Source organism: Micromonospora trifolii (assembly GCF_022229005.1).
Classification (GTDB): domain Bacteria; phylum Actinomycetota; class Actinomycetes; order Mycobacteriales; family Micromonosporaceae; genus Micromonospora; species Micromonospora trifolii.
Genome location: NZ_JAKKFD010000044.1, coordinates 357,213 through 379,435 on the forward strand (window position 1 = coordinate 357,213; position 22,223 = coordinate 379,435).

Sequence of the window (22,223 nt, forward strand, 5' to 3'; positions counted from 1 at the left end):
GAACCTCTTGTCGAGCCTCGTTCAGGACTTGTCATTGCTTGTCAAAACCCCTTGTTACCAACAGTAACCGGACCAAGCTTGTCATTGCTTGCCGAAGATGGTCGTTGAGCTGCGAAGACACAGCAAGGGGCTCATCGCCTCTTGTCACCCTTCGTCAACGATCTGGCGGGGTTTTCGGGGGGTAAACGGGGGCGAGTTGTTGGTGCGATGTGTGCGTACGTCAGCCACTTCGTCGCCGGGCGACGCTGCCGGGCCCAGTCAGTGATGCTTCCAGCTTTCGGCCTGAAGCTTCGACAGCCAGTTGATCTGTGCGCGAGCTGCGGGGCATCGGGAGACCACCGGACGGCTTGGCTGCTAGCGTTCGCCGCCATGTGGACCGAGGAGATCGTGGCCGGGCGACCGGCGTGGCGGCACATCCCGTCGGGAGTCGTGTTCCGGGAGGTTCCCGGCGGCGCGTTCAGGATGGGGCTGTCCGAGGCGGAGCTCGACGCGGTACGCGCGATCGAGCGCAGCGGCGGGGTCGAGGACACCGTCGACCCGTTCCTTGTCAGCGCCAAGGACGCACAACCGGTACGCGAGGTGCACGTCGAGTCGTTCCTGCTCGCCCGGCACCCGCTGACCGTGGCTCAGGTCCAATACTGGCTGCCCGAGTACGACGACGACTACGCCGAGGCGGACACCGGCACGGCTCGGCTCGAAAGCGACCTGGAGGGCCTGCTCGAGTTGTTGCCGTTCGACCTGCCCAGCGAAGCGCAGTGGGAATACGCAGCCCGGGCCGGCACCACCACGCTGACCTTCCACGGTGACGAAAAACCCGACGAGAACCAGCTTCTCGACGACTTCGGCGACGAGACGCGGACGGCCGCCGGAGAGAACGCGTTCGGGCTGGCGGCGATGGGCTCGACGAACGAGCTCTGCGCCGACGTGTGGATCCCCGGGTTCGACGGCGCACCGTCAGACGCGCGACCGCGGACCGGAGACGGGCCCCGGACCGTACGCGGCGGAGCCGCCGATCTATACCCGTGGCAAGGCTGTGACGAGTGGCTGCTACTGCTCTCCGCCACCCGGTACGAACACGCCGATTTCACAGCCGTACGCCCGGCCGCACCACTGCCACCCCTCTGAGGCTGGTGGGAGTGGATCTGTCGCGAGCCGGCAAGCAGGCTCGATGGTCGCCGAGCAGGGATGCGGCACCGCCCATCGGCCCCACCGCTCGCACAGCCCGCTTGTCGGCGTCGGGGGTTTAGCAAGCGACGTGTCCGGCTCCTAACACAGCTTCACGAGAGGGTCGTGCCGCTCGGGTACCCCCTCACCGCCGCAGCGAGACGTGTCGCAGATCAGTGAGCTGACGGCCGATGGCTGCTTGCCGCGAGGCTGCTTGCCGCAGACACGTCGCGACAATGCCACCGCCGGCCTGACCACAAACCTTCTTGCGGCCGCTGCCGCAACAACGCCGACCGCTGAGCGGACGGGTGGAGCGGTTACCCGGGGGGCAGCATCAGGATCACCTGCCCGATCGGAATATCAGGTAGAGCCGGAGGTCGTCCCTCCGGCACGATGCCCCGATGATGTTGCTGGTCCCTGCGAACGCCCTACGGCCACGCCGGCCCGACGACCACTTCGCGCCCGAAGCCGACGCGGCCCGTGCCGCCGGGATCGACGTCGCGGTGATCGACCACGACGCGCTGACCCGCGACGAGCCGCACCGCGCGATCACGGCCGTGCCCGCCGGCGGCTCCGCGGTCTACCGCGGGTGGATGCTCCGCAGCGACCAGTACGCTGCCTTCGCCGACGCCCTCGCCGCCCGTGGCGTAACCCTCCGCACCAGCGGCGATGACTACCGCCGCGCCCACGAACTCCCCGGCTGGTACCACCAACTCGCCCCGGTCACCCCAACCTCGACCTGGACCACCAGCGCGGAACGGGCCGCATTCGACCAGGCCCGCATCCGGCTCGGTACTGGCGCCGCCGTGCTGCGCGACTACACGAAGTCGATGAAACACCACTGGCACGACGCCACATTCATCCCCGACCTCAGCGACCCCTCCCCCGCCTGGCAGGTCGCCGCCCGCTTCCTGGAACTCCGCGCCGACGACTTCACCGGCGGCTTCGTCCTACGCGCCTTCGAACACTTCACCACCGCCGAGGTACGCACCTGGTGGATCACAGGCACCTGCACACTCGTCGGCGCGCACCCCGACACCCCCAACGACCTCCCACCCACCAACCTCGACCTCAGCACGCTCACACCGCTGGTCGCCGCCCTCGACCTGCCCTTCATCACCATCGACCTCGCCCAGCGCGACGACGGCACCTGGCGCGTCATCGAACTCGGCGACGGCCAGGTCAGCGACCGACCCACCACCATCAGCCCGCACGACTTCGTCGCTGCGCTACTGGCGGGCACCCGTTGACCAGCAACGCCGATCCATCACCGGCCAGTTGATCGCCCGCTGGCTGCACGAGGTAATTTTGGTGAACTCATGCGGCGATGTCAGGCCGGGCAGGGGCCGCGCTTGTGCGAAGCATCCGCAGTGGTTTGGGGTCCAGAGCCAAATCTGATGATGGCACGCTACGCGCGGGCTACGTTAGGTTAGCCTCGCCCGGTGCGTTACCTGAGCGAATCGTTCGCGGTCGGCGCGTTGCGCCGGTCGGCCTCGATCGAGCAGTTCCTTGGCCCGACCTTTAACGGCGAGCGTCGAGGCGTCCGCTGGGTCTCCATCGAGCCCCGGCGCAACGGCCGGTACGCGGTGATGGTTTACCTCAGCTGGGACATCGGCGGTGAAGAATTTTGCGATCTGCTGGAGTTCCCGCCGCTGGATCCCCATGCCGACGACGACGGTGAACTTCTCGCCGAGGTCGGCGATGCTATCGAAGCCCTCGCCACCGCCGAGCAGTCACTAAACGCCGTACGAGAGCGTTGGTCGAACGTCGGCGTCGCCGCCGAGGACTACCTCGACTACGTACGATCCGGTCGGCTGCCCGACCCGCTCACCCAGGACGCCGCGGCCAACGTAGTACGCACTCTACTGAGCACCGGTGGCGGCGATGAACGAATCGTCTGCTGGTGGCTGGACGGCCTCAGACACCGGACGGGATGTCTGCACATCAGTGACATGATCTTCTGTCCTGCCGGCCGCTCCCGGACAGCCGAGGAAATCATCGATCACGCCTGGTCCTGCAGGCCGATCAGCTTGTAGCAACCCCTTACGACGAGGGTGATACCGACGGCGACGTGACGGAATCGTCGCGGTAATGGCGAGCCGGCTCACTCGCAGTAACCTCCCGGATCGACACAGCTTCTGCTTCAGCGGCCAGGTGCTCGTGGGGAACGAGGAGAATTGAACCCACGAAGAACCTCTTGTCGAGCCTCGTGCAGGACTTGTCATTGCTTGTCAAAAACCCTCGTTACCATCCGTAATGATGTCGAGCTTGTCATTGATTGTCAACGACAGACGGGGGTTTTCGGGGGTAAACGGGGGCCCGCAGACATGACAGTGCTAGGTCCCACCGCGCCCCGCTCCCCCCGCCATCGGGGACGTGCCGTCACCAGAAAACAGCGCCTGCCGTTGCGACTCACCTACCCCGGGCAAGGGGTTCGCCTCGGTGGACCGCCACGGACCGATGCCCGACGTGGGATACGCCTTTTCGGCGCCATCCCGCTCAGCTGAAGATCAGCCCACCTAGGTCCCGCGCCAGGCGTTCGGAACCCGTCTTTGTCCCGAGCCCTCTCAGCCGGACGCGCCTCCACGACCCGAGGCGGTGCGCGCTCATGCCCATGAGAGTGCGTTCGATGCTGCCGGTGGCCTATCCTCCCGTGCGTGGATGAGCGCATGTGGCACCAAAGTTCCGACGTATCCCTTGTCATCCGTACCGATTTTGCCCATCCGCAGGAATGGACAGCGATTCAGGCGGCGATCGCTGAACCCCAGACAGAAGACGGGTTCACCGCTTTCGTTGCATTCGTCGATGATCGTGCCTTCGAGGGGATCACGCCGTCGCAGCTCCTGGAGGTGGTGCCCGCGGATTTCAATCATGCCGTTGCCTTCCTCGTCGACACGAAGGCGCTGACCCACCCTGATCGGCCGATCCTGGTAGTCAACCTCTACGACTACGTGGAAGATCTAGAGGACTAGGGCAAGGGGCCGCAGTACGGTGCCACGTTCCGAGTCCTGCCGTCCGAGATGTGGTCGGTTCAGAACAACCTCACGATTTCGAACATGGACTGGGAAGAGTTTGCCGATAATGCGAACGGCGAAGGAATCTTCCGCGGCTTCTAGTAACACGCAACCTGATGCGAACATCTGCCGCTTGTCGCGCACTTCCAACTATTACGACAGCCGGATGAAGCGAGTGCCAGTCCTGTCGACCTGTTCTGGCTTGGTCAGGTCCAGGCGTGATCGAGGGCCAGTGCGAGCCGTCTGGCCCACTGCTCGGCGGTGCCTGTGATTCCGGAGTACTCGTCGGTGAAGTTGGACCAGTCGACATCCCAGGACAGTGCGGTCTCGGCCCTGAAAGTATCGGCTTCAGCGCCGAGTTCCGGTCGCATGAGCTGGCGGACGAGGGATTGGTCGACGGCGGTGTGTTCGGCGAGCAGGGCGGCGTCGTAGAGGTCCTTGCCTTGCGGGTACGTGTCGGTGGCCAGCCACAGCAGCTTCCACGCCAGGGCCAGCGGGGCAGGCGCGGCCAGTAGGGGCTTGTCGACGTCGGGCAAGGTCAGCGCCTCTGGTGGGAGTGGAAGGTGTTCGCCGAAGACGATGTCGATCTGTACGTGGCCGCCCGGTGCCTCCGGGGTGCTGAACGGGATGAGCAGGCGGCGTCCGTCAGCGCGTTCGTACGTCCAGATGGCGGATTCGGTGATTCGGTCTGGTTGCAGGCCGGCGCCCGTTGCGGCTCGGATGGCGGTCTTGATGTCATCGAGCAGCGTGCGGGCGTCGGTGCTGTCGCTGGTCATGGTGTGCGGGGTGACGACGAAGTCGAGGTCACCCGGCTCGCGGGCGGCATCGCCGACCCAGGCCGCCATGGTGACGCTGCCGCGCAGAACGAGATGCTGACCCCAGGTGGTTGCGGCAATGGCCGCCAAGACGTGATTCATGGCGGCACGTCGGGCGTTGGTCCACCGTTGGCCGGTGGCCGCCACCAGGAAGTCGGGCTCGCCGGCGCGGTAGGCGTTCGGGTACTGCTTCAGGGCCGGGTCGAACGCCGCCCGCTGGCGCACCGTCGGGCCGGCGGGTAGGGGCTGGTAGGTCGGCGGGTAGCCCGCACGGGATTCGGCCGGCGCGGACCTCATTCTGTTCTCGCGCGCCCGTGCCCAACCGCTCGCGCTCGGTGTGGGCGAGTCCAGCCAGCCGTGGTCGTGGTCGAGATTGCTGTCGAGGACGACGTACTCCTGCTCCACCGTTGTGGGCTCATGGCCCGCGGCGCGGAGGGTCTCGACGAGCTCGTCAAGCCGCTGCCTGGCCGTGGCGAGCCCAACACCGTGACAGCGCTGGTTGACGAACCGCTCCTGCGCACCGTCAGCGAACTCCCGGCGGGCGTTGCGGGACAGCCGCGCCCCGTGCGGCGCGACCAGATCGGTGAGAGCCACCAGATCCGCCACCGCCGTACTCTGTAGCAGCAGTTTGATGTGATGCTCGAAGTACCGGCCGCCCGGCTCGGCCGCTGCCTGCTCATCCGACTGCGGTACGCCGGTACACCAGGGCGCCGCCTCGATCTTTGCACGGTACGGGTATATCCCCGCCTCGCCCAGTTCGCGTCGCCAATGCCGCACCGCGTCCTGCTGCTCGGTCAGCGTGCCTCGCCCGCTCAGGGTCAGCATCGGTTGAGAGACATACGCGCCACGATCGAGCACAATATGGACGAACTTCACACCATGCTCGGTGGCAAACGCCCACAGCTTCTCGGCCTGAGAAGCGTGAGCCGTAATGTGGATCTCGAAGTCCCCCGACACCTCAAGCACCGGCCGAGCTTATGGCACGGCCCTCAAGCCGGAGAACCCGATTACCCGATGCGGCAGGGCAGAGCCTTCCCGGAGCGTGTTCAGGCGTCACCACTGACCCTGTACGGGTGGACGTCGCGGACTGCGCAGACGCGGCTGTCCACTGATCAACGTCTGCCACCAGTCGTCACCCGATGGCATTGGTTTCGGGGGGTAAACGGGGGGCAGGGTACGGCAGGGGCGGCACCGAGCGACCGCCGCCACCGCGATCCCTGACAGCGTCGTACGTGTTGCGGCCGTTGGTCGTCAGACTTGCCGTAGGGTCGTTGACGGCCTGGCGTGCGTCAGCGTTGACGCCGAATGCTCCGCCTCCCGCCACTATCCGCAAGGCCGCGAACCACTCGTGCTCTAGACCGCTCCACATCCCTTGACCTCGCCTAACGGCAGATGCTCGGCGCCAGCCGGAGCATCGCAGGCAAACATGTCGACGCCGCGTGAAACTGACCCATGGTTCCGGGCTCAGGGGGTCACTTCACCCGCACGCGCCGGAAACCCCCAGCCGATCGGCTGGGGTTTCCGGCCTCGGCAGCCGGCACGGCGCGCCGACCGATTCCCGACTCATCCCGGAGCCCGAGCCCGGACCCCGCGTCGCGCCGGCTTGCTAGCGTGGAAATGCCTCGATTCCTTCGGATGAGGAGGAGAACGTGGATCTCGGTTGGCTGGCGGGGTTGGGCGCGTCCGCGGCGGCGGTCCTGGTGCAGGCGGCCGCGACGGACGTGTGGCAGGGGGCACGCTCCGGGTTCGCCCGGCTCCTCGGCCGCGGTGACCCGCGACGGGAGACCGCCGCGGTCCGGCGGCTGGACGCCCTGGCCGCGGAGGTGGAACAAGCCCCGCCCGCCCAGCGTGACCAGGTACGCGCACGGCTGTTGCCGGCCTGGCAGACGCGGCTGTCAGACCTGGTCGAGGAAGACCCGGTCACCGCCGACGGCGTGCGTGACCTGCGTGACGAGTTGGTGACCCGGCTACCCACCGCGCAGCAGCAGTGGATCCAGCACATCACCGCGACCGCCTCCGGCGCGACCGCTCAAGGAGTGATGTTCGGCAGCATCGTCAACCACCCCACCCCGCCGGAAGCTGACCCGAGCGGCCCGGTGCCCGACCCGGGTCAGCCCCGATGACCGTCGACCCCCTCCTCGTCCAGCAGCAGGTTTCCGCCGGCGCCGGCACCGCGTACGGGGTGATCGGCGCCGACCTGCACGTCTTCGGTGACGGGACGCCGCTGTATCTGTTGGAGGAGCACCGCCGGCCCGACCCGCCGGACTGGAGCTGGCTGCGCGAGATGCCCTCCCGGATGCTCAACGCGCACGCCCGCGTGGTCCCGTTCACCGGCCGCGAGTCCGAACGGGACGAGCTGCGCACCTGGCGGGAGTCCGGGCCGCGACTGGCGGTGCGCTGGCTGCACGCCCCGGGCGGTCGGGGCAAGACCCGGCTGGCCGGCCACCTCGCCGCCCAGGCCGCCGACGAGGGCTGGAAGGTCGTCACGGCGGTGCCCCACGTGGGCACGCCCAGCGCCCTGCTGGGCAGCCAGGACCTGCGGCTGGACCGCCACTGGGGAGTGCTGCTGATCGTCGACTACGCCGACCGGTACCCGCTGTCCAGCCTGCTCTGGCTGCTGCGCAACGCCCTGCTCCACCGGGCCGACAAACCGGCACGGGTGTTGATGGTGGCACGCAGCGCGTCCACGTGGCCGGCACTGCGCGCCAACCTGGACGATCCCCGCGTCCAGGCCGGCACGTCCGAGCAGTACCTGGCCCCGCTGCCCGACGACGAGGACGCTCGGCGGGCCATGTTCACCGCCGCCCACGACAGCTTCGCCGCCGTCTACGGTCTCTCCGGTCCGGACGCCGTCCCCCGACTCCCCAACCTGGGTCATCCGGAGTTCGGGCTCACCCTCACCGTGCACGTCGCCGCGCTGGTCGCCGTCGACACCCGCGCGACCGGCGCCCAACCGCCCACCCAGGTCACGTTGCTGACCCGCTACCTGCTCGACCGCGAACGTCAACACTGGACCCGGCTGTACGAGGGCCGCGCCCGCGGGCTGAACCACGGCACGCCCGACGATGTCATGGCCCGTACCGTCTTCACCGCCGCCCTCGCCGGCCCGCTCCCGCACCCCGAGGCCGCCGGGCTCCTGCGCCGCGTCGAGCGGGAACTGCCCGCCGAACGGATCATCAGCGACCACAGCCACTGCTACCCGGCCGCCGACCCCCATCGGGCCACCGTGCTCGAACCGCTGTACCCGGACCGGCTGGCCGAGGACTTCATCGCTCACACCCTGCCCGGCTCCGATCACCCGGCCGACCCGTGGGCCCCCACCCGGCTGCACGACCTGCTGCACGAGCAACCGTCACCAGCCTCGGACCGCCCCCGGCCGCCGGCGACAGCCGCGACGTACACCGCGCGGGCGGTCACCTTCCTGACCGCCGCCGCGGCCCGCTGGCCCCACCTCGGGCCCGCCCACCTGTTCCCACTCCTGCGCGACCGGCCACAGCTCGCGATCATCGCCGGCAGCGCCACCCTCAGCACCCTGGCCGGCATGACCGACGTCGACGTCACCGCGCTGGAAGCGGTCGAGGCGCTGCTGCCCGGCGACCGACACGTCGACCTCGACGTCGGCGCCGCCGCGGTCGTCGACGTCCTCATCACGCGCCGGCTCACCAAGTCCGACGATCCGACGGAACAGGCCCGCCTGCACGCCACCCGCTCCTGGCGACTGGCCAACGCCGGCCGCTACGCCGACGCCCTGGCACCCATCTCCGAAGCCGTGGCGATCCGCCGGCGACTGGCCGACGCCGACCCCGCCACCCACCTGCCCGCCCTGGCGAGATCGCTGCACAACCTCGGGCAGGTGCTGTCCGAACTGGGCCGGCCGGAAGAGGCCCTCGCCCACAGCCAGGAAGCCGGGGACACATATCGCCGGCTGGCCCGGTCCGATCCCGCCACCTACCTGTCGCACCTGTCGAGAACCCTGCACAACCTCGGCACGGTGCAGGGCAGCCTGGGCCGGTGGGACGAGGCCCTGGACCACGCCCAGGAGGCGGTGACCATCGGCCGGCTGTTGGCCGACATCGACCCGACCGGCCACCTACCCGACCTCCCCGGGCTGTTGAACAACGCCATCAAGCTCCTGGCGGAGCTAGGCCGCCACGCGGCGACACTCGCGCTCGCCGAGGAGGCCGTGACCATCGGCCGCCGTCTGACCGGCACCGACCGCGCCGCCCACGGGCCCGAACTCGCCCGATCGTTGCAGAACCTCGGGAACAGCCTGGTCCACCTGCACCGGCCCGAGGAGGCCCTCGCCCACAGCCAGGAAGCCGCGGACACGTTCCGACAACTGGCCGACGCCAACCCGACCGCGTACCTGCCTGAACTCGCCAGGTCGTTGACCGCGCTCGGCAACACCCTGGTCGAACTGGGCCGGCCGACGGCGGCCCTCGCCCCCAGCCAGGAAGCCGCGGAGGTGTTCCGACAACTGGCCGACACCAAACCGACCGCGTACCTGCCCGAACTCGCCAGGTCGCTGAACGCCCTCGGTCAGGTCCACGCCGCGCTGGGTCGGTGGACGGAGGCCCTCGCACTCTGCGGGGAAGCCGCGGCCATCGGCCGACGGCTGGTCGAGGCCGGGGCCGCCGCCTACCTGGGGCACTTCGCGAGGCAGGTGGGCAACCTCGGTCTGGCGCAGACGGAGCTGGGCCGGCAGGAACAGGCCCTCGTCCACCTTCAGGAAGCCGTGGACGCGCACCGACGGCTCACCGCGGCCAACCCCACCGCGCACCGGGGAGACCTCGGCAAGGCGCTGCACAACCTTGGCCTGGTGTGGGACAGGCTGGGCCAGCCGGAGCGGGCCCTGGCCTGCGCCGAGGAAGCCGTGTCCATCGCCCGGCAACTGGCCCGGGCCGAGCCCGCCAGCCACCTGCCCGACCTAGCCCAGTCGCTGAACAACCTCGCCGGCTTCCTGGCCCTGGTGGGGCGCGGCGAGGAGGCCATCGGGTTCGCCGAGGAAGCCGTGGCCGTCACCCGAAAGCTGGCCGGCGCACCTCCCACCGCGTACCTACCCGAACTGGCGCAGTCACTGAACAACGTGGGTGTCTACCTGTCGATGGTGGACCGGCACGAAGACGCTCTCGCCGCCTGCCGGGAAGCCGCGGACCTGTACCGGCACCTGGCCGAAGCCGACCCGGCCGTCTACCTGCCCGCCACCGCGCAGGCGCTGTGCAACCTCAGTCTCCGGCTGACCGAGCTGGGACGGCGCACGGAGGCCCTGGCTCCGGCCGAGGAGTCGGTCGGCATCTACCGGGAGTTGGCCCGCACGAATCCGGCGATCCAGCGGGATCGCCGGTTCACGATGGCGCTGATGGCGTACGCCCGGGCGAGGAGCGGAGCCCGGCCCGGATGACCTCCCCGCACACCACCGTCCGCCGCGCAGACCTCCGTCATCCGCCGGCAACCGCGGCGGACGGCCCCCCGGTCAGCTCGACGCCGGTGAGCGCGCGCCATCTAAGCTGGGCCGCGGCGTTCGCTCGCTGCAGTGCGCTGTGGCCAAGCTCGTCGCGACGCGCCTTCCGCGGCGCCGACCCGGCATCAAGCGCTCAGGGAAACGAGTGACTTGAACCCAAGACAACCTCATGTCGAGCCTCATTCAAAACTTGTCATTACTTGTCAAAACCCCTTGTTACCGACAGTAGTCGAACCAAGCTTGTCATTGCCTGCCGAAAGTGGTCGGTAAGCTGCTGAGACACCGCCATTCGCTCGTCGCTCCTTGTCACTCTTCGTCAACGGTTGGGCGGGGTTTTCGGGGGGTAAACGGGGGTCCCTCACAGAATCCCGCCAGGTCTGACCGCCCCCGCTAGCCCTGCCACCGTGCCGCGGCCCGCCTCATGGCATGCGTACTGACGAACCTCTGGCAGCCCTTCCTCAGCCAGTACAACCGTCAACGGCGACCGCCCACGACCAGTCCATGTCCCACGGCTCCTCCCGGGCTGGTGGCAACAATCATGATCGAAGTACACGAGGAGGCGGCCTCACACAAGGGACACGCGGACAGACTGCTCCAGCGGTAGTTGACGTGGTGCCCGGGACTATCGTGAGGCACGCCCCAACTGCCGATACCCTTCCCGCGCAACTGCACGGCCGATCGGGGCGACACCATTCAACAGGCCGAGACAACAGGCCCCGGCTGGCTCACGTCGCGGGCCAGCCGGGTCACGATCTCCGAGGAGTGCTTCAGGCCCAGAAGAGGATGTCGCCGAGATTCTGCTGATCACTGAAGGGCTGGCGGACTGGGCTTGAGGCACCGTCGAGGCTTGTGGTGTACCAGCCAGTGGAATCGTTGATCGCCACTCATCTTCTGTCGGGCGCGGGCAGGACCGTCGGTCGGGAAGCCTTACTCGTCGGCGCCACCTGCTCGACCGTCACCGTGCCCGCAGGCACGTCGACCGTAGCCAGAGCGACGCTGCCCGTAGTACTGGCGCGAAACGTCGCGGGAAGAAGCACACAAGAACGAGCCTCGTCGACCTGCGTCTTGCAGTTGTACCGGAAGCCTCCTGTCGTGGAGTCGAACCGCTGAAGGCGACCACACCACAGACCAGGAGGTCCTCGTGTCTCACGTTGACGCAGCGCTGACTCACCGTCTCGGCGATGGTGCGGCTCTCGGAGGCTTCCGCGCGCTACCAACGGGTTGGGTCGTCTAGTCGACAGTGCCAGCGGGATAGAGCGTGAAACATTGGCTGTTGCCTCCAGTCCGAGGCAACCGGAGGAGTACCCGATGCCCAAGATCCCCCCCACCAAAGTGGTTCCCGCTCGGGCATCTAGAGCCCAAGTTGAGCAGGAAGGGGTTAGGCCAGAAGGTCCCTCTCGGCACACCGATGACCTGGTCCGACGCGTTGACGAACTTCGGCGCACGTTTCAGACGGCGAGCGCGCTGCACCTACTCAATGACGTACTGATGGGGCAGCCGGAACCGACCGGCGCCCTAGCCGTCGCACACGCTCGGGTGCTGCTTGCTCGGCACCGGCCGGACGACGCCGCTGGCGTGCTTCGTCGCGCATATGAGTTGAATGAAGGCACGGCTGATGTGCCTGCCTGGCTGATTGCGAGCCTCAGCCGGGGGCACCACTACGTCGCAGCCACGATTCTGGCTGCCGAGGCATGCCGGATTCATCCCACGAGCGCACTAGTACGCATCTCGACCGGCCGCCTCTTGATCGACCAGTATCGGTTCGAGGAGTCTGTGCCGTACTTCCAAGAGGCATACACGCTCGATCGAGATGATCCACGAGCGCTCCGTTGGCTGCTGCATGGGCTACGCCAGACACGCCGGTTCGACGAGGTCGATACGGTCGCCACCACGATCGGTCTGACCGCTGACCCACCTCGCATCGAGTACGCCCGAAGCCTGCTAGACCGCTACCAGTTCAAGCGGGCACTTGCCGAACTCGACCTGGTCGCCGCCACCTCTGCAGAGGTGGCCGCCCTACAGGTACGACTGGAGGCGCTACGCGGCCTGCGCCGCCTGGCCGAAGCTGAGCGGTTGGCACACGACGCGATCGGTGAGAGGGAGGATGACCCTCGGCCCTGGCTCGAACTCGGATACGTCTTTCACGAAGGTCACCGCCACGAAGAAGCTCTAGTGGCTTTCGAACAGGCTCATACCATCGACCCGAGCTCTGCCGACGCGCTTGAGTGGCGCACGACCGAGCTAAGGCGCTTGCGACGCTGGGACGACGCTGAGCGGAGCGCTCACGATGCAATTGCCCGCAGGCCGGACGCGCCGCTGCTGTACGTCGAACTGAGCTACTTGCACGAGGACCAGCACGTCTTTGAGCGTGCCATGGCGGCCGTCGAGCAAGCCCTTGCCATTGAGCCACGCCTCGTTCCAGCCCTGAGTCAGCGGATCGATGTTCTGCGGCAGCTACGGCGTCTCGACCAAGCCGAGCAGGCGGCTCTCCAAGCAATCGACGCCCGACCCGACTCGACGATGCTGCGACTGGCTCTCGGTTACGTGTACGACGAGCAGCGCGACTGGGAACGTGCCTTGACGGCCGTCGAGCAGGCCCTTGCCATTGACCCACGGTACGTGTGGGCCGTTACGGGTCGTATCACGCAGCTTCGGCAGCTTCGGCGTTTCGAGGAGGCCGAGCAGGCCGCCCGCGAAGCGATCGACGATCGCCCAGACTCCCCAGACCCTTACCTCCAGCTCAGCTACATCTACGGCGATCAGTACGACTACGAGCGTGCCTTAACGGCCGTCGAGCAAGCCCTTGCCGTCGACCCACGGCACGAGTCGGCCCTGGTCTGGCGGATTTTCGGCCTACGGCGGCGACGGCGTTTCGAGGAGGCCGAGCAGGCCGCCCGCGAAGCGATCGACGATCGCCCAGACTCCCCAGACCCTTACCTCCAGCTCAGCTACATCTACGGCGATCAGTACGACTACGAGCGTGCCTTAACGGCCGTCGAGCAAGCCCTTGCCATTGACCCACGGTACGTGTGGGCCGTTACGGGTCGTATCACGCAGCTTCGGCAGCTTCGGCGTTTCGAGGAGGCCGAGCAGGCCGCCCGCGAAGCGATCGACGATCGCCCAGACTCCCCAGACCCTTACCTCCAGCTCAGTTACATCTACGACGATCAGTACGACTACGAACGTGCCTTAACGGCCGTCGAGCAAGCCCTTGCCGTCGACCCACGGCACGAGTCGGCCCTGGTCTGGCGGATTTTCGGCCTACGGCGGCTACGGCGTTTCGAAGAAGCCGAACAGGCCGCGCGCACGTCAGCTGACGCCCGGCCCAACTCCCCAGACCCGTACCTCCAGCTCAGCTACATCTGTGAGGACCAGCACGACTACGAGCACGGCTTGGCGTTCGCCGAGCAAGCCCTTGCGATCGACCCACGGCACGAACCGGCCCTGGTCTGCCGGATTTTCGGCCTACGGCGGCTACGGCGTTTCGAAGAAGCCGAACAGGCCGCGGCCACGGCAGCTGACGCCCGGCCCAACTCCCCAGACCCGTACCTCCAGCTCAGCTATATCTACGACGATCAGTACGACTACCAACGTGCCTTAACGGCCGTCGAGCAAGCCCTTGCCGTCGACCCACGGCACGAGTGGGCACGCGTTTGGCGGATCACAGAACTACGGCAGCTGCGACGTTTCGAAGAAGCCGAGCAGGCCGCCCGCGAAGCGATCGACGATCGCCCGGACTCGCCAGCCCTACGTCTGGAAGTCAGTGCCGTTCACCGAGACCGGCATGACGACGAGCGTGCTCTGGCAGCCGTCGAGCAAGCGCTCACCATTGACCCACGGCATGAATGGGCCCTGGGGTGGCGGGTTAGCGGACTACGGCGGCTGAGACGCTACAACGACGCCGAGCAGGCCGCCCACGAAGCGATCGAGAAGCGGCCCCGAACGCCCGCTCTATACGTTCAGCTCAGCTACTTGTACGACGAGCAGTGCGATTACGAGCGGGCCTTGACGGCCGCCGAACAAGCCCTCGCCATCGATCCTCGGCACCAATGGGCACAGGCTTGGCGTATTACAGAGCTTCGGCAGCTGCGGCGCCTCGACGAGGCTGAGCGGGCCGCCCGCGAGGCGATCGACGCCCGCTCCGACTCGCCAGCGCTCCGATTAGAGCTGGCAAGCGTTGAGGAGGACAGGGGACAGTACCGACAAGCCCTCGACAGTGTCCAGGGCGCCCTTGCCCTCGACCCACGCAATGATACGGCGCTCACAGCTCGCATCCGGCTACTGCGCCTGTCGCACGACCTTGCCGGCGCGCTGGCCACCGCCGTAGAGGCGGTCGATATCCGCCCGGACAGTGTCGACCTGCTGAGCGAGCTGGGTCAGGTACACGTTGCTCGGTACGAACATCAGAAAGCTCTTGCCGTGTTCGATAAGGCCCTGGCCCTAGATTCTGGGCACGTGCAGGTCGTCGAGCGCCGGGTGAACGTACTTCAACAGCTTTTACGCCACTCCGACGCCGAGCAGTCCGCGCGGATGGCGTTGACGCTGCGGCCGAGCGATCAGACGCTGCACATAAGCCTCGGGGGGATCTTTGAGGACCGACTACAGACGCGTCAGGCGCTCGCCTGCTACGAGGAGGCAGGACGCTACAGCGCGGCAGACCCTCGGGTGTTGGTGCGCCAATCAACCGCGCTGCGCGCCTTAGGTAGTTACGCCGAGGCAGAGCGGTTGATCGCCCTGCCGGTACGTGAGCAGCCTCACCTACGCGAGCTAGAGGTGGAACTGGCGCGGATCCAACACGACTCCGACAGATTATCGGCATCACGATCAACATTCGGCCGGCTAGAACGCACTGCTCTATCGGACGAGGAACGCGCCGCTTCCATCGCCGGCCTGGGTTGGGTCGAGTTCACGTCCGGCGACTATGTGGCCGCCGAGGAGCAGTTTGGCCGAGCGGTCGAACTGATGCCACACGACCGAGAGTACCGTTTGGGCAGGGCATGGGCGCTGGTACGGCAGGACGAGCGTGCCCAATGGGAACAGGCGGAGCAGATCTGCCTCGCATTGGTCAACGAGCAGGTCGACGCCGCCGCGTTGGTGTGCCTAGGCGTGATCGACTATCGGTTCGGCCGGCTGCCTGCTGCCGAGTACCACCTCACACGGGCGCTGGAGGTCGCCCCATACAGGGGCAGCCACACAGACCTCGCGGCGCTGTATACACAGTTGGGTCGGTACGACGAGGCAGAAACGCACCTGCACATTGCCGTTGCACAGGATGCCTACAATTCCCCGGCGCACGTCGAACTGGGGCATCTGCGTCTACTCACCCAAGAGCCGCAGGAGGCGGCCCGCCTCTTCCGGGGCGTGCTGCGTACGGATCCGTCGGTGCAGGAGGCGGCACTTGGTCTTGCCGAGGCGCTCACGGCGTTAGGGCAGTCGAGGGAAGCAGAAGACGTGTTGCGGGAGGGCCTGCGCAAGGCGGCCGTGCCGTGGCGACTACACCTGGCCTTAGCCCGTCTGCTCTTCCACCAGGCCGACGCGACGCAGAACGACGACCTCTTTGCCGAGGCGTACACCGAGGCCATTGAGGCGATCAAGGGCGTTCCCGCCGGTGAACCCGATCCGTACTACGTCGCAGCCGTCTGCAAGGCTCGGCTCGGTGGGATCTCGTCCGTCGGTGCAGTGGGCGACGCGCATTCACGACGTCAAGCATTGCAGCATCTTCGCCGCTGCTTGAAGATTGACGAAGGTCACGTGGACGCACAGCGCGTGGTCCAGTTACTTAAACGGGAAAGCCGTACCGCTCGCACCGCCGCTCTCGGTACGGCCACCGTCGCTGCTGTCGCCCTCGGTCTACTCTCCGTGATGTGGACCGCGTTCTTCTTGTCAAACCGAGTCACCGTCGTCATGATCACCACCATAACGCCGATCCTGGTAGGACTGGTCGCCGTCGCCGTCTTGTTGCCCTCGCTCGTCCGCCTCAAGCTGCCCGGTTTCGAGGCCGATCTCCAAGCTGGACTTGGCCCAATCACGTCAGGCCCCACTGGCGATGTCGCAATCCGTCCGGGCAACCTCGCGATAAGCGCAGGGCCGGTCGGGTACCGGCACAACCAGCGCCGTTGGGAGTACCGCGAGCGGAGGTGAGAGCGTCACTCGCAAATTCCTGAACCGAAGGTGCTGCTGTACGCGGACGGCTTCGCTCATCGAGGCTCCCACGTTGCGGGAGTTGGCCGGTACATTCAGCACCGAAAGCTCGTAGGGGACGCGCAAGTTTGATCCCAGGAGAACCTCATGTCGAGCCGCGTTCAGGACTTGTCATTACTTGTCAAAACCCCTTGTTACCGAACGTAGCCATCCGACCATGTCATTGACTGTCAAAGTAGGCGTTGAGCTGCACAGACGCACCTAAGCAATGGTCGCTTCTTGTCACTGGTTGTCAACTACAGGCGGGGGTTTTCGGGGGGGTAAAACGGGGGGACAGGCCGAACAGGCCGGAGCCAGATTCCCCTCACATCCCTCTGCCGTCATGGGACCTACCTCACCCAAGAAATCGACGTGCGCCTACCCATCGCAGCGTCGACCCCGTAGGAATGGGGGTTGAAGCGGATCCCGCTGTCCACCAAGTTGTCAGGGCTCGTGGTTGAGGAGTCCCGTTGGCAAGGCAGAACCCGGCAGCGTAGCGATGGCGCCGAGCCCGACGAGGCCCATGTCGACGCCCTACGAGGTCAAAGCGGTCGGGGTGGAACTCATCCTCGCTCGAACCTAGACCGGCGATCCGGCGGGGAGGACGCTCTGCGAAATCCACTCACTTAGCCCCGAAGATTGGCGCGCCGACCGATACCCTCAGTAGGCGGCACGTAACTGGTCGACTCTGCCGGCCGCACGCCAGGACCACCGCCAGGGGGACCCGTGAACCGACCAGTCTGGGAGCACCTCGACCCGCTCGCCTTCAACGACGGCGTGTTCTACGTGCCGGCCGCGGTCGAGTTGCAGCCGCGAATCACGCTCTGGGGCCATCCCGACCAGCCCGATCTGCGCGAGCAAATCGCCAACGACCGTCCCCACGGTATCAGCGGCGAAAAGCTGCTCTGCCTGCTCTGCATGCGCTACCAGGCCCAAAGAGGACTCCCCCGTGCACCAGTCTGGCTGACCTTCGTCGAAGGGCGGCACGGTCCAATGTTCCGACACGAAGACGGCCGCTCCCCGCACCCGGAACACCAGCCCGAGACCGACACCCACAAGGCGCTCAAAGAGCGCAAGGCCCGCACATGGGAATCTGTCGGCGGCACCGTAGAGGTCGAGGTGTGGCGGCCACGCGCCCGCCGCCGACCAGACGTCCTGGCCATCGGTCCGGTCCTGACCGTGGCCGGGGAGGTCCAGCACTCCAAGGAAACCCCTCGGACCATACGGGCTCGGCAACGAGCGCTGCGCAAGGCCGGAGACCGGGTGGTGTGGACCACCGACCGCGGCGCCGACAACATCGCGTTCCTGCACTCGGTGCCACACCTGTCCGTACCGGCCCTCGACGACCACCGCATGTACCTATCTGAGACCCGGCTGGAAATCGGCGCGGGCGCCATCACGTTCGAGACGCAACGGTGCGGCTGGGCGGACCTCTGGACCGGCACCACCCGGTGCCCGGTAACCCGCAAGGCCATGCCATGCGGCCGTCTACACCTATACCCGACGCTGAACCCGCACAGCTACAGCCGACAGAAGGCCGCCACCACTGCCATGTTCCCCTGTGGTCCACGTCCTCACCTGGACCACCTGCTGGAAGGCATCCTGCACGGGACGTGGCTGCCCTACAGGCACCGCGACCGTGTTAGCTGGATCCCCGCCGGCGCGCACACCGCGCGGTGATGGTGTTTGAGGGGTGCACGACGATGCGGTTGCGGCGCGGCAGGGCGGCCAAAAGCACGGGTTCGCCGGGGGCGATGCCGCACAGGTGTCGGACGGCGGCCGGTAGGGGCAGCTCCTCGCGAGTGCCCACGAAGTGCGCGCCATCGGCGGCCGGGGTAATCAGGATTGCGCCGGTCACGACGTCGGCGTGCAGCGTGAGGCCCGGTGTCCAGCCCAAGGCCCGCAGCAGCGCGAGCGGTGACCCGGCCGGCGGCGTCGGGGCGGCCCACGTCGAACAGCACCCCTCGCCCGTGCGGGCGGCGGGCGCGGGCAATGTTGGCAGCGGTGCCGGCTCCGGCGATGCGACCGGCAGTGGGGTGGGTGCGAGCGCCTCGACGAGCTGCTCGTCAGGCCAGCGAGGGCGCGGGCGGTCGCGATTCACCTAGGCCCCCGCCAGCAGGTCAACGCGGGCGTCGGTGGCGGTCGCTTACGACCACAAATGCCTCGCGAAGACCGAGCGGCGGTCATCCCACAGCCACCCGTTCGCTCTGAACAAGTATCCGAACCGGTGACCGAAGAGAGCCGGCCTCGCCGGTCACCACCGCTAGGCTGCGTCAGTGCAGATCCGGCGGGTAACCGTGCGCAACTTCCGGGGTATCCGCCACACAGAGTGGCGCCTGCCCCGCCAGCGATTCATATGCCTCGTGGGACCAGGCGATAGCACCAAGACCACTCTGCTAGACGCCATCGCCTTAGTCCTGACCTCTCGCCCAAACGTGACATTCAGCGACGCCGACTTCTACGGTTGTGACGTGACCCGGCCGATCGAGGTCCGCGTGCTGATCGGCGACCTGACCAAAGCGTTGCTCGACGCCGAGACAGGCTTCGGCATGTGGCTAACTGGCCTCGGAGGTGACGGTGATCTCGAACATGACCCTGCACCCGGTTCCGAGGATTGCGTCATGCTTCAACTTACCGTTGACGCCGATCTTGAACCGCTGTGGACGGTGGTACGCCATGGTGAGTACGACGATGGGATGCCGCTGACCAGCGGACGGCGACGTGCTCTCGGACTGTTTCGGGTGGACGAACGCGTTGACACCCATCTGCGGTGGGGTCGCGGGTCTGCACTTGCCCGGCTCACCGACGGGGGCGCGGATGCAGCCGTCATAGCAGTGCGTCGGGCCTCGCGTGACACCGTCTTCAACGACGTCGCGCCCAGCTTGCAGAGTACCGCGAGTCAGATCGCGACTGCGGCCGGCGCCATCGGCGGTGGCCGGTTCATCGAGCTACGGCCGGGTTGGGATCCCGTTGCCTCCGCATCGCCGTCAGCTCTGCTGCTCCACGAGGGCACGATTCCCCTGACACATGCAGGACTGGGAAGCCGGCGGCTGATCGGTATCGCAGCGCAGGAGCTCGCCACACAGGATGGCAACATCTTGCTCGTGGACGAGATCGAGCACGGCCTTGAGCCGCATCGGCTTCTTCACATGTTGCATGAGCTACGTAAACGCTCTGACCAGCGGCAGGGCCAGGTCATCATCACCACGCACTCTCCTATCGCTGTGCAAGCGATGGCGGCAACCGACATCAGCGTCGTCCGCAACGTCGATGGCCTGACTGAGATCACGCCGGTGCCCGAGGAAATCAACGATGCTCAGGGAGCACTCCGAGCAGGTCCGTCCGCAGTGCTGGCCCGCAAGGTCGTAGTCGGTGAAGGAGCAACCGAAGCCGGCATCCTCCGAGCAATCATCCGGCACTGGGACGACGAACGTACCTCCACCGACAAGCCGACCCACGCAGCTCTCGGGGTGACGTTCTTCAATGGTGGCGGTGCCAATGCCGCCATCCGAGCGAGGGTCTATCAAGAACTCGGCGTCACAGCCGCGCTTCTCGTCGATCACGATGACCCCGGCGTCGACAAACACGTCGAGGCCGCCCGTGCAGCTGGCGTACGCATCGCACGCTGGCAGTCCGGCAACTCCACGGAGGCAGAAATCATCTCCGTCCTTACCGACGAAGCCGGGCTGCTGAAGATCGTAGAACTGGCTGTCACTCACAAGGGCAGTCAGGCGGTGGGCAGCCATCTGCGAGCCGAACTGCCAAAACTATCTCCGCAGGACGATCCTTGCACCGCCGCCGCCTGGACGACCGCCGGGTACTCCCTAGATGAAGTCTGCGCAGCGGTTACCGCCGCAGCTGGCGGGGGCTCGAATAAAAAGGACCGCGACAAGAAAGCGTGGTTCAAACGCGAAGATGCTGGTGAGACCCTCGGCGAGTTCATCTACCAGCAGTGGGACCGCTATCAGAGCACTCACCTCGGCGCGGAGCTGACCAAGGTGCGGCGGTTCATCTACAGCGATGAGGAGCCCAAAGATATCTCCCAGCGGTAGCGCTCACGCTGACGCACTGCTAGTGCGCCAGGCGATGCCCTGCTCGGTAACCATGCCCGCCGGCACAGGCAAAACCGAGATCATCGCGGCAATGTCGTGCCTTGCCAGCAATGCGCAAGCGCGAGCACTAATCCTTACCCACACTCATGCGGGCGTGGATGCCCTGCGGCGACGGATCAGAACGATGGGGGTGCGATCCGACGCAGTGCGTATCGACACAATCGCCAGCTGGTCGCACCATCTCGTCCGCCAGTATCCTCACCTAGCCGGAATGACCGTCCCTGACGAGCCGGACTGGTCACAATCCGTCCTGTGCTATAGGGGCGCGGCCCAGGTCGTCCGTTCGCCCAGCATCCAAAGGGTGCTCGCCGCGACCTTCGCGTTCGCGATCATCGACGAGTACCAGGACTGCACCCTGAGCCAGCATGCACTGACTACAGCGGTTGCCGCGGCGCTGCCCTTAGCCGTGCTCGGGGACCCGCTGCAGGCGATCTTCGGCTGGGACCCCGACGACCCGCTGCCGTCATGGCGCGACGAGATCAAGTCCCGGTGGCCAGAGCTGACGATCAACGCCTACCCCTGGCGGTGGCACAACCACCATCAACAACTCGGGCAGTGGCTACTCGGCATCCGTGAGAAGTTCGACCAGCAACGCCCACTCCTCGTCAGCGGCGAGACACCAGTTCGGTGGATTCAATCAGATAAGTACCGCGCTATGGTCCGGGCCTGCCGTGACCTACGTAGCGAGTTCCCCCACGACTCGATTGTCGCGATCGGGGTCCGCGCCGAAGACTGCCACGGTGTCGCCCGCAGCCTCAACGGCGCCTACAGCGTCATGGAGACCATCGAAGGCAAAGACATGGTCGACTTTGCAAAAACCATCGACAGCGGCGACGCTGCCCGGATCGCCGCCGCGACCGCCCAATGGGGTAAGACCTGCATCAGCGGAATCTCCGAGCTAGTCAAGAGTGGCGACGTGCAGAGGCTGGCCGGCGGTAAGTTACTCACAGGCCTACGCCGACCAGGTGCAGAAAACGTCCAGATATCCTTGAGCGCGATCCTCACCGACCCCTCCCCTACCACGGTGCGGGAGGCACTACTCAACATCGCCCAACTCCCTGGCGGCGCCACCTACCGCCACGACGCCTGGTACACGATGTTAAGCGCCCTCCGCACGGCAGACGCCGGCGGTCAACTCGTCGCCGAGTCGGTCATCCAACATCGCAATCGCACCCGAGCTACAGGACGGCGAGCCAGCAGATACACACTCTCCCGACCCACCCTAATCAAAGGCCTGGAATACGACCACGCCGTTGTCCTCGACGCCGACCAACACGAACCCACAAACCTCTATGTGGCGCTCACCCGCGCACGCAAGACCCTCACCGTCATCAGCGCAAAGCCGGAACTCCGCACAGCTCCGCGCAGGTCGGCTAAGGCGGCCCGAAAATCCATCCAGCAAAATCTACACCGCGTCGATTAGGCGCAGCCCACCATGCTCTGATGCCTAAACCGAGGTATGTCTGGCCAGCCATCG

At 66.6% G+C, this 22,223-nt stretch carries 11 protein-coding genes and 1 pseudogene; 10 read left to right on the forward strand and 2 right to left on the reverse strand.

Annotated features, from left to right (window positions below; all coding sequences use genetic code 11):
• Nucleotides 1-369: 369 nt before the first annotated feature.
• From NIE79_RS26275 to NIE79_RS26290, 4 genes and pseudogenes are all read left to right on the forward strand, one after another.
• On the forward strand, nucleotides 370-1,125 hold the full coding sequence (locus NIE79_RS26275; protein WP_238681100.1) for a formylglycine-generating enzyme family protein: 756 nt from the start codon (nucleotides 370-372) through the stop codon (nucleotides 1,123-1,125).
• Between the two features lie 440 nt (nucleotides 1,126-1,565).
• Nucleotides 1,566-2,414 (forward strand): ATP-grasp domain-containing protein, encoded by an 849-nt coding sequence (locus tag NIE79_RS26280; protein WP_238681101.1) that lies wholly within the window; start codon nucleotides 1,566-1,568, stop codon nucleotides 2,412-2,414.
• Between the two features lie 192 nt (nucleotides 2,415-2,606).
• Complete coding sequence (locus NIE79_RS26285) at nucleotides 2,607-3,200, forward strand: hypothetical protein (RefSeq protein ID WP_238681102.1); 594 nt, start codon at nucleotides 2,607-2,609, stop codon at nucleotides 3,198-3,200.
• Nucleotides 3,201-3,833: 633 nt separating this feature from the next.
• Nucleotides 3,834-4,280: pseudogene (locus NIE79_RS26290) on the forward strand (DUF6924 domain-containing protein).
• 104 nt (nucleotides 4,281-4,384) lie between these two features.
• On the opposite strand, the gene NIE79_RS26295 reads toward NIE79_RS26290, so the two are convergent.
• Nucleotides 4,385-5,959, reverse strand: coding sequence for a nucleotidyl transferase AbiEii/AbiGii toxin family protein (locus NIE79_RS26295; protein WP_238681104.1), 1,575 nt, complete (start codon nucleotides 5,957-5,959; stop codon nucleotides 4,385-4,387).
• 683 nt (nucleotides 5,960-6,642) lie between these two features.
• Between NIE79_RS26295 and NIE79_RS26300 the strand changes: the two genes are divergently transcribed.
• The 4 genes from NIE79_RS26300 to NIE79_RS26315 all read left to right on the forward strand — a co-directional run bounded on the left by NIE79_RS26300 (nucleotide 6,643) and on the right by NIE79_RS26315 (nucleotide 18,314).
• A complete protein-coding gene (locus NIE79_RS26300; protein ID WP_145796082.1) occupies nucleotides 6,643-7,116 on the forward strand; it encodes a hypothetical protein in 474 nt (157 codons plus the stop codon).
• Nucleotides 7,113-10,394 (forward strand): tetratricopeptide repeat protein, encoded by a 3,282-nt coding sequence (locus NIE79_RS26305; RefSeq protein ID WP_238681105.1) that lies wholly within the window; start codon nucleotides 7,113-7,115, stop codon nucleotides 10,392-10,394. The genes NIE79_RS26300 and NIE79_RS26305 overlap by 4 nt, the downstream gene beginning before the upstream one ends.
• Nucleotides 10,395-11,942: 1,548 nt before the next feature.
• Nucleotides 11,943-16,595: a tetratricopeptide repeat protein gene (locus NIE79_RS26310; protein WP_238681106.1), complete on the forward strand. Its 4,653-nt coding sequence runs from the start codon at nucleotides 11,943-11,945 to the stop codon at nucleotides 16,593-16,595.
• A 765-nt stretch (nucleotides 16,596-17,360) separates the two neighbouring features.
• Nucleotides 17,361-18,314 carry a competence protein CoiA family protein gene (locus NIE79_RS26315; RefSeq protein WP_238681107.1) on the forward strand — a complete coding sequence of 318 codons (954 nt, stop codon included), beginning with the start codon at nucleotides 17,361-17,363 and terminating at the stop codon, nucleotides 18,312-18,314.
• On the opposite strand, the gene NIE79_RS26320 is transcribed toward NIE79_RS26315, so the two are convergent.
• A complete protein-coding gene (locus NIE79_RS26320; protein WP_238681108.1) occupies nucleotides 18,277-18,735 on the reverse strand; it encodes a hypothetical protein in 459 nt (152 codons plus the stop codon). The two genes, NIE79_RS26315 and NIE79_RS26320, sit on opposite strands and share 38 nt — an antisense overlap.
• A 370-nt stretch (nucleotides 18,736-19,105) precedes the next feature.
• Between NIE79_RS26320 and NIE79_RS26325 the strand changes: the two genes are divergently transcribed.
• Entirely contained in the window at nucleotides 19,106-20,686 is a 1,581-nt protein-coding gene (locus NIE79_RS26325; protein ID WP_238681109.1) for an AAA family ATPase, read from the forward strand.
• A 34-nt stretch (nucleotides 20,687-20,720) separates the two neighbouring features.
• Nucleotides 20,721-22,169: a UvrD-helicase domain-containing protein gene (locus NIE79_RS26330; protein ID WP_274524689.1), complete on the forward strand. Its 1,449-nt coding sequence runs from the start codon at nucleotides 20,721-20,723 to the stop codon at nucleotides 22,167-22,169.
• Nucleotides 22,170-22,223: the final 54 nt, after the last annotated feature.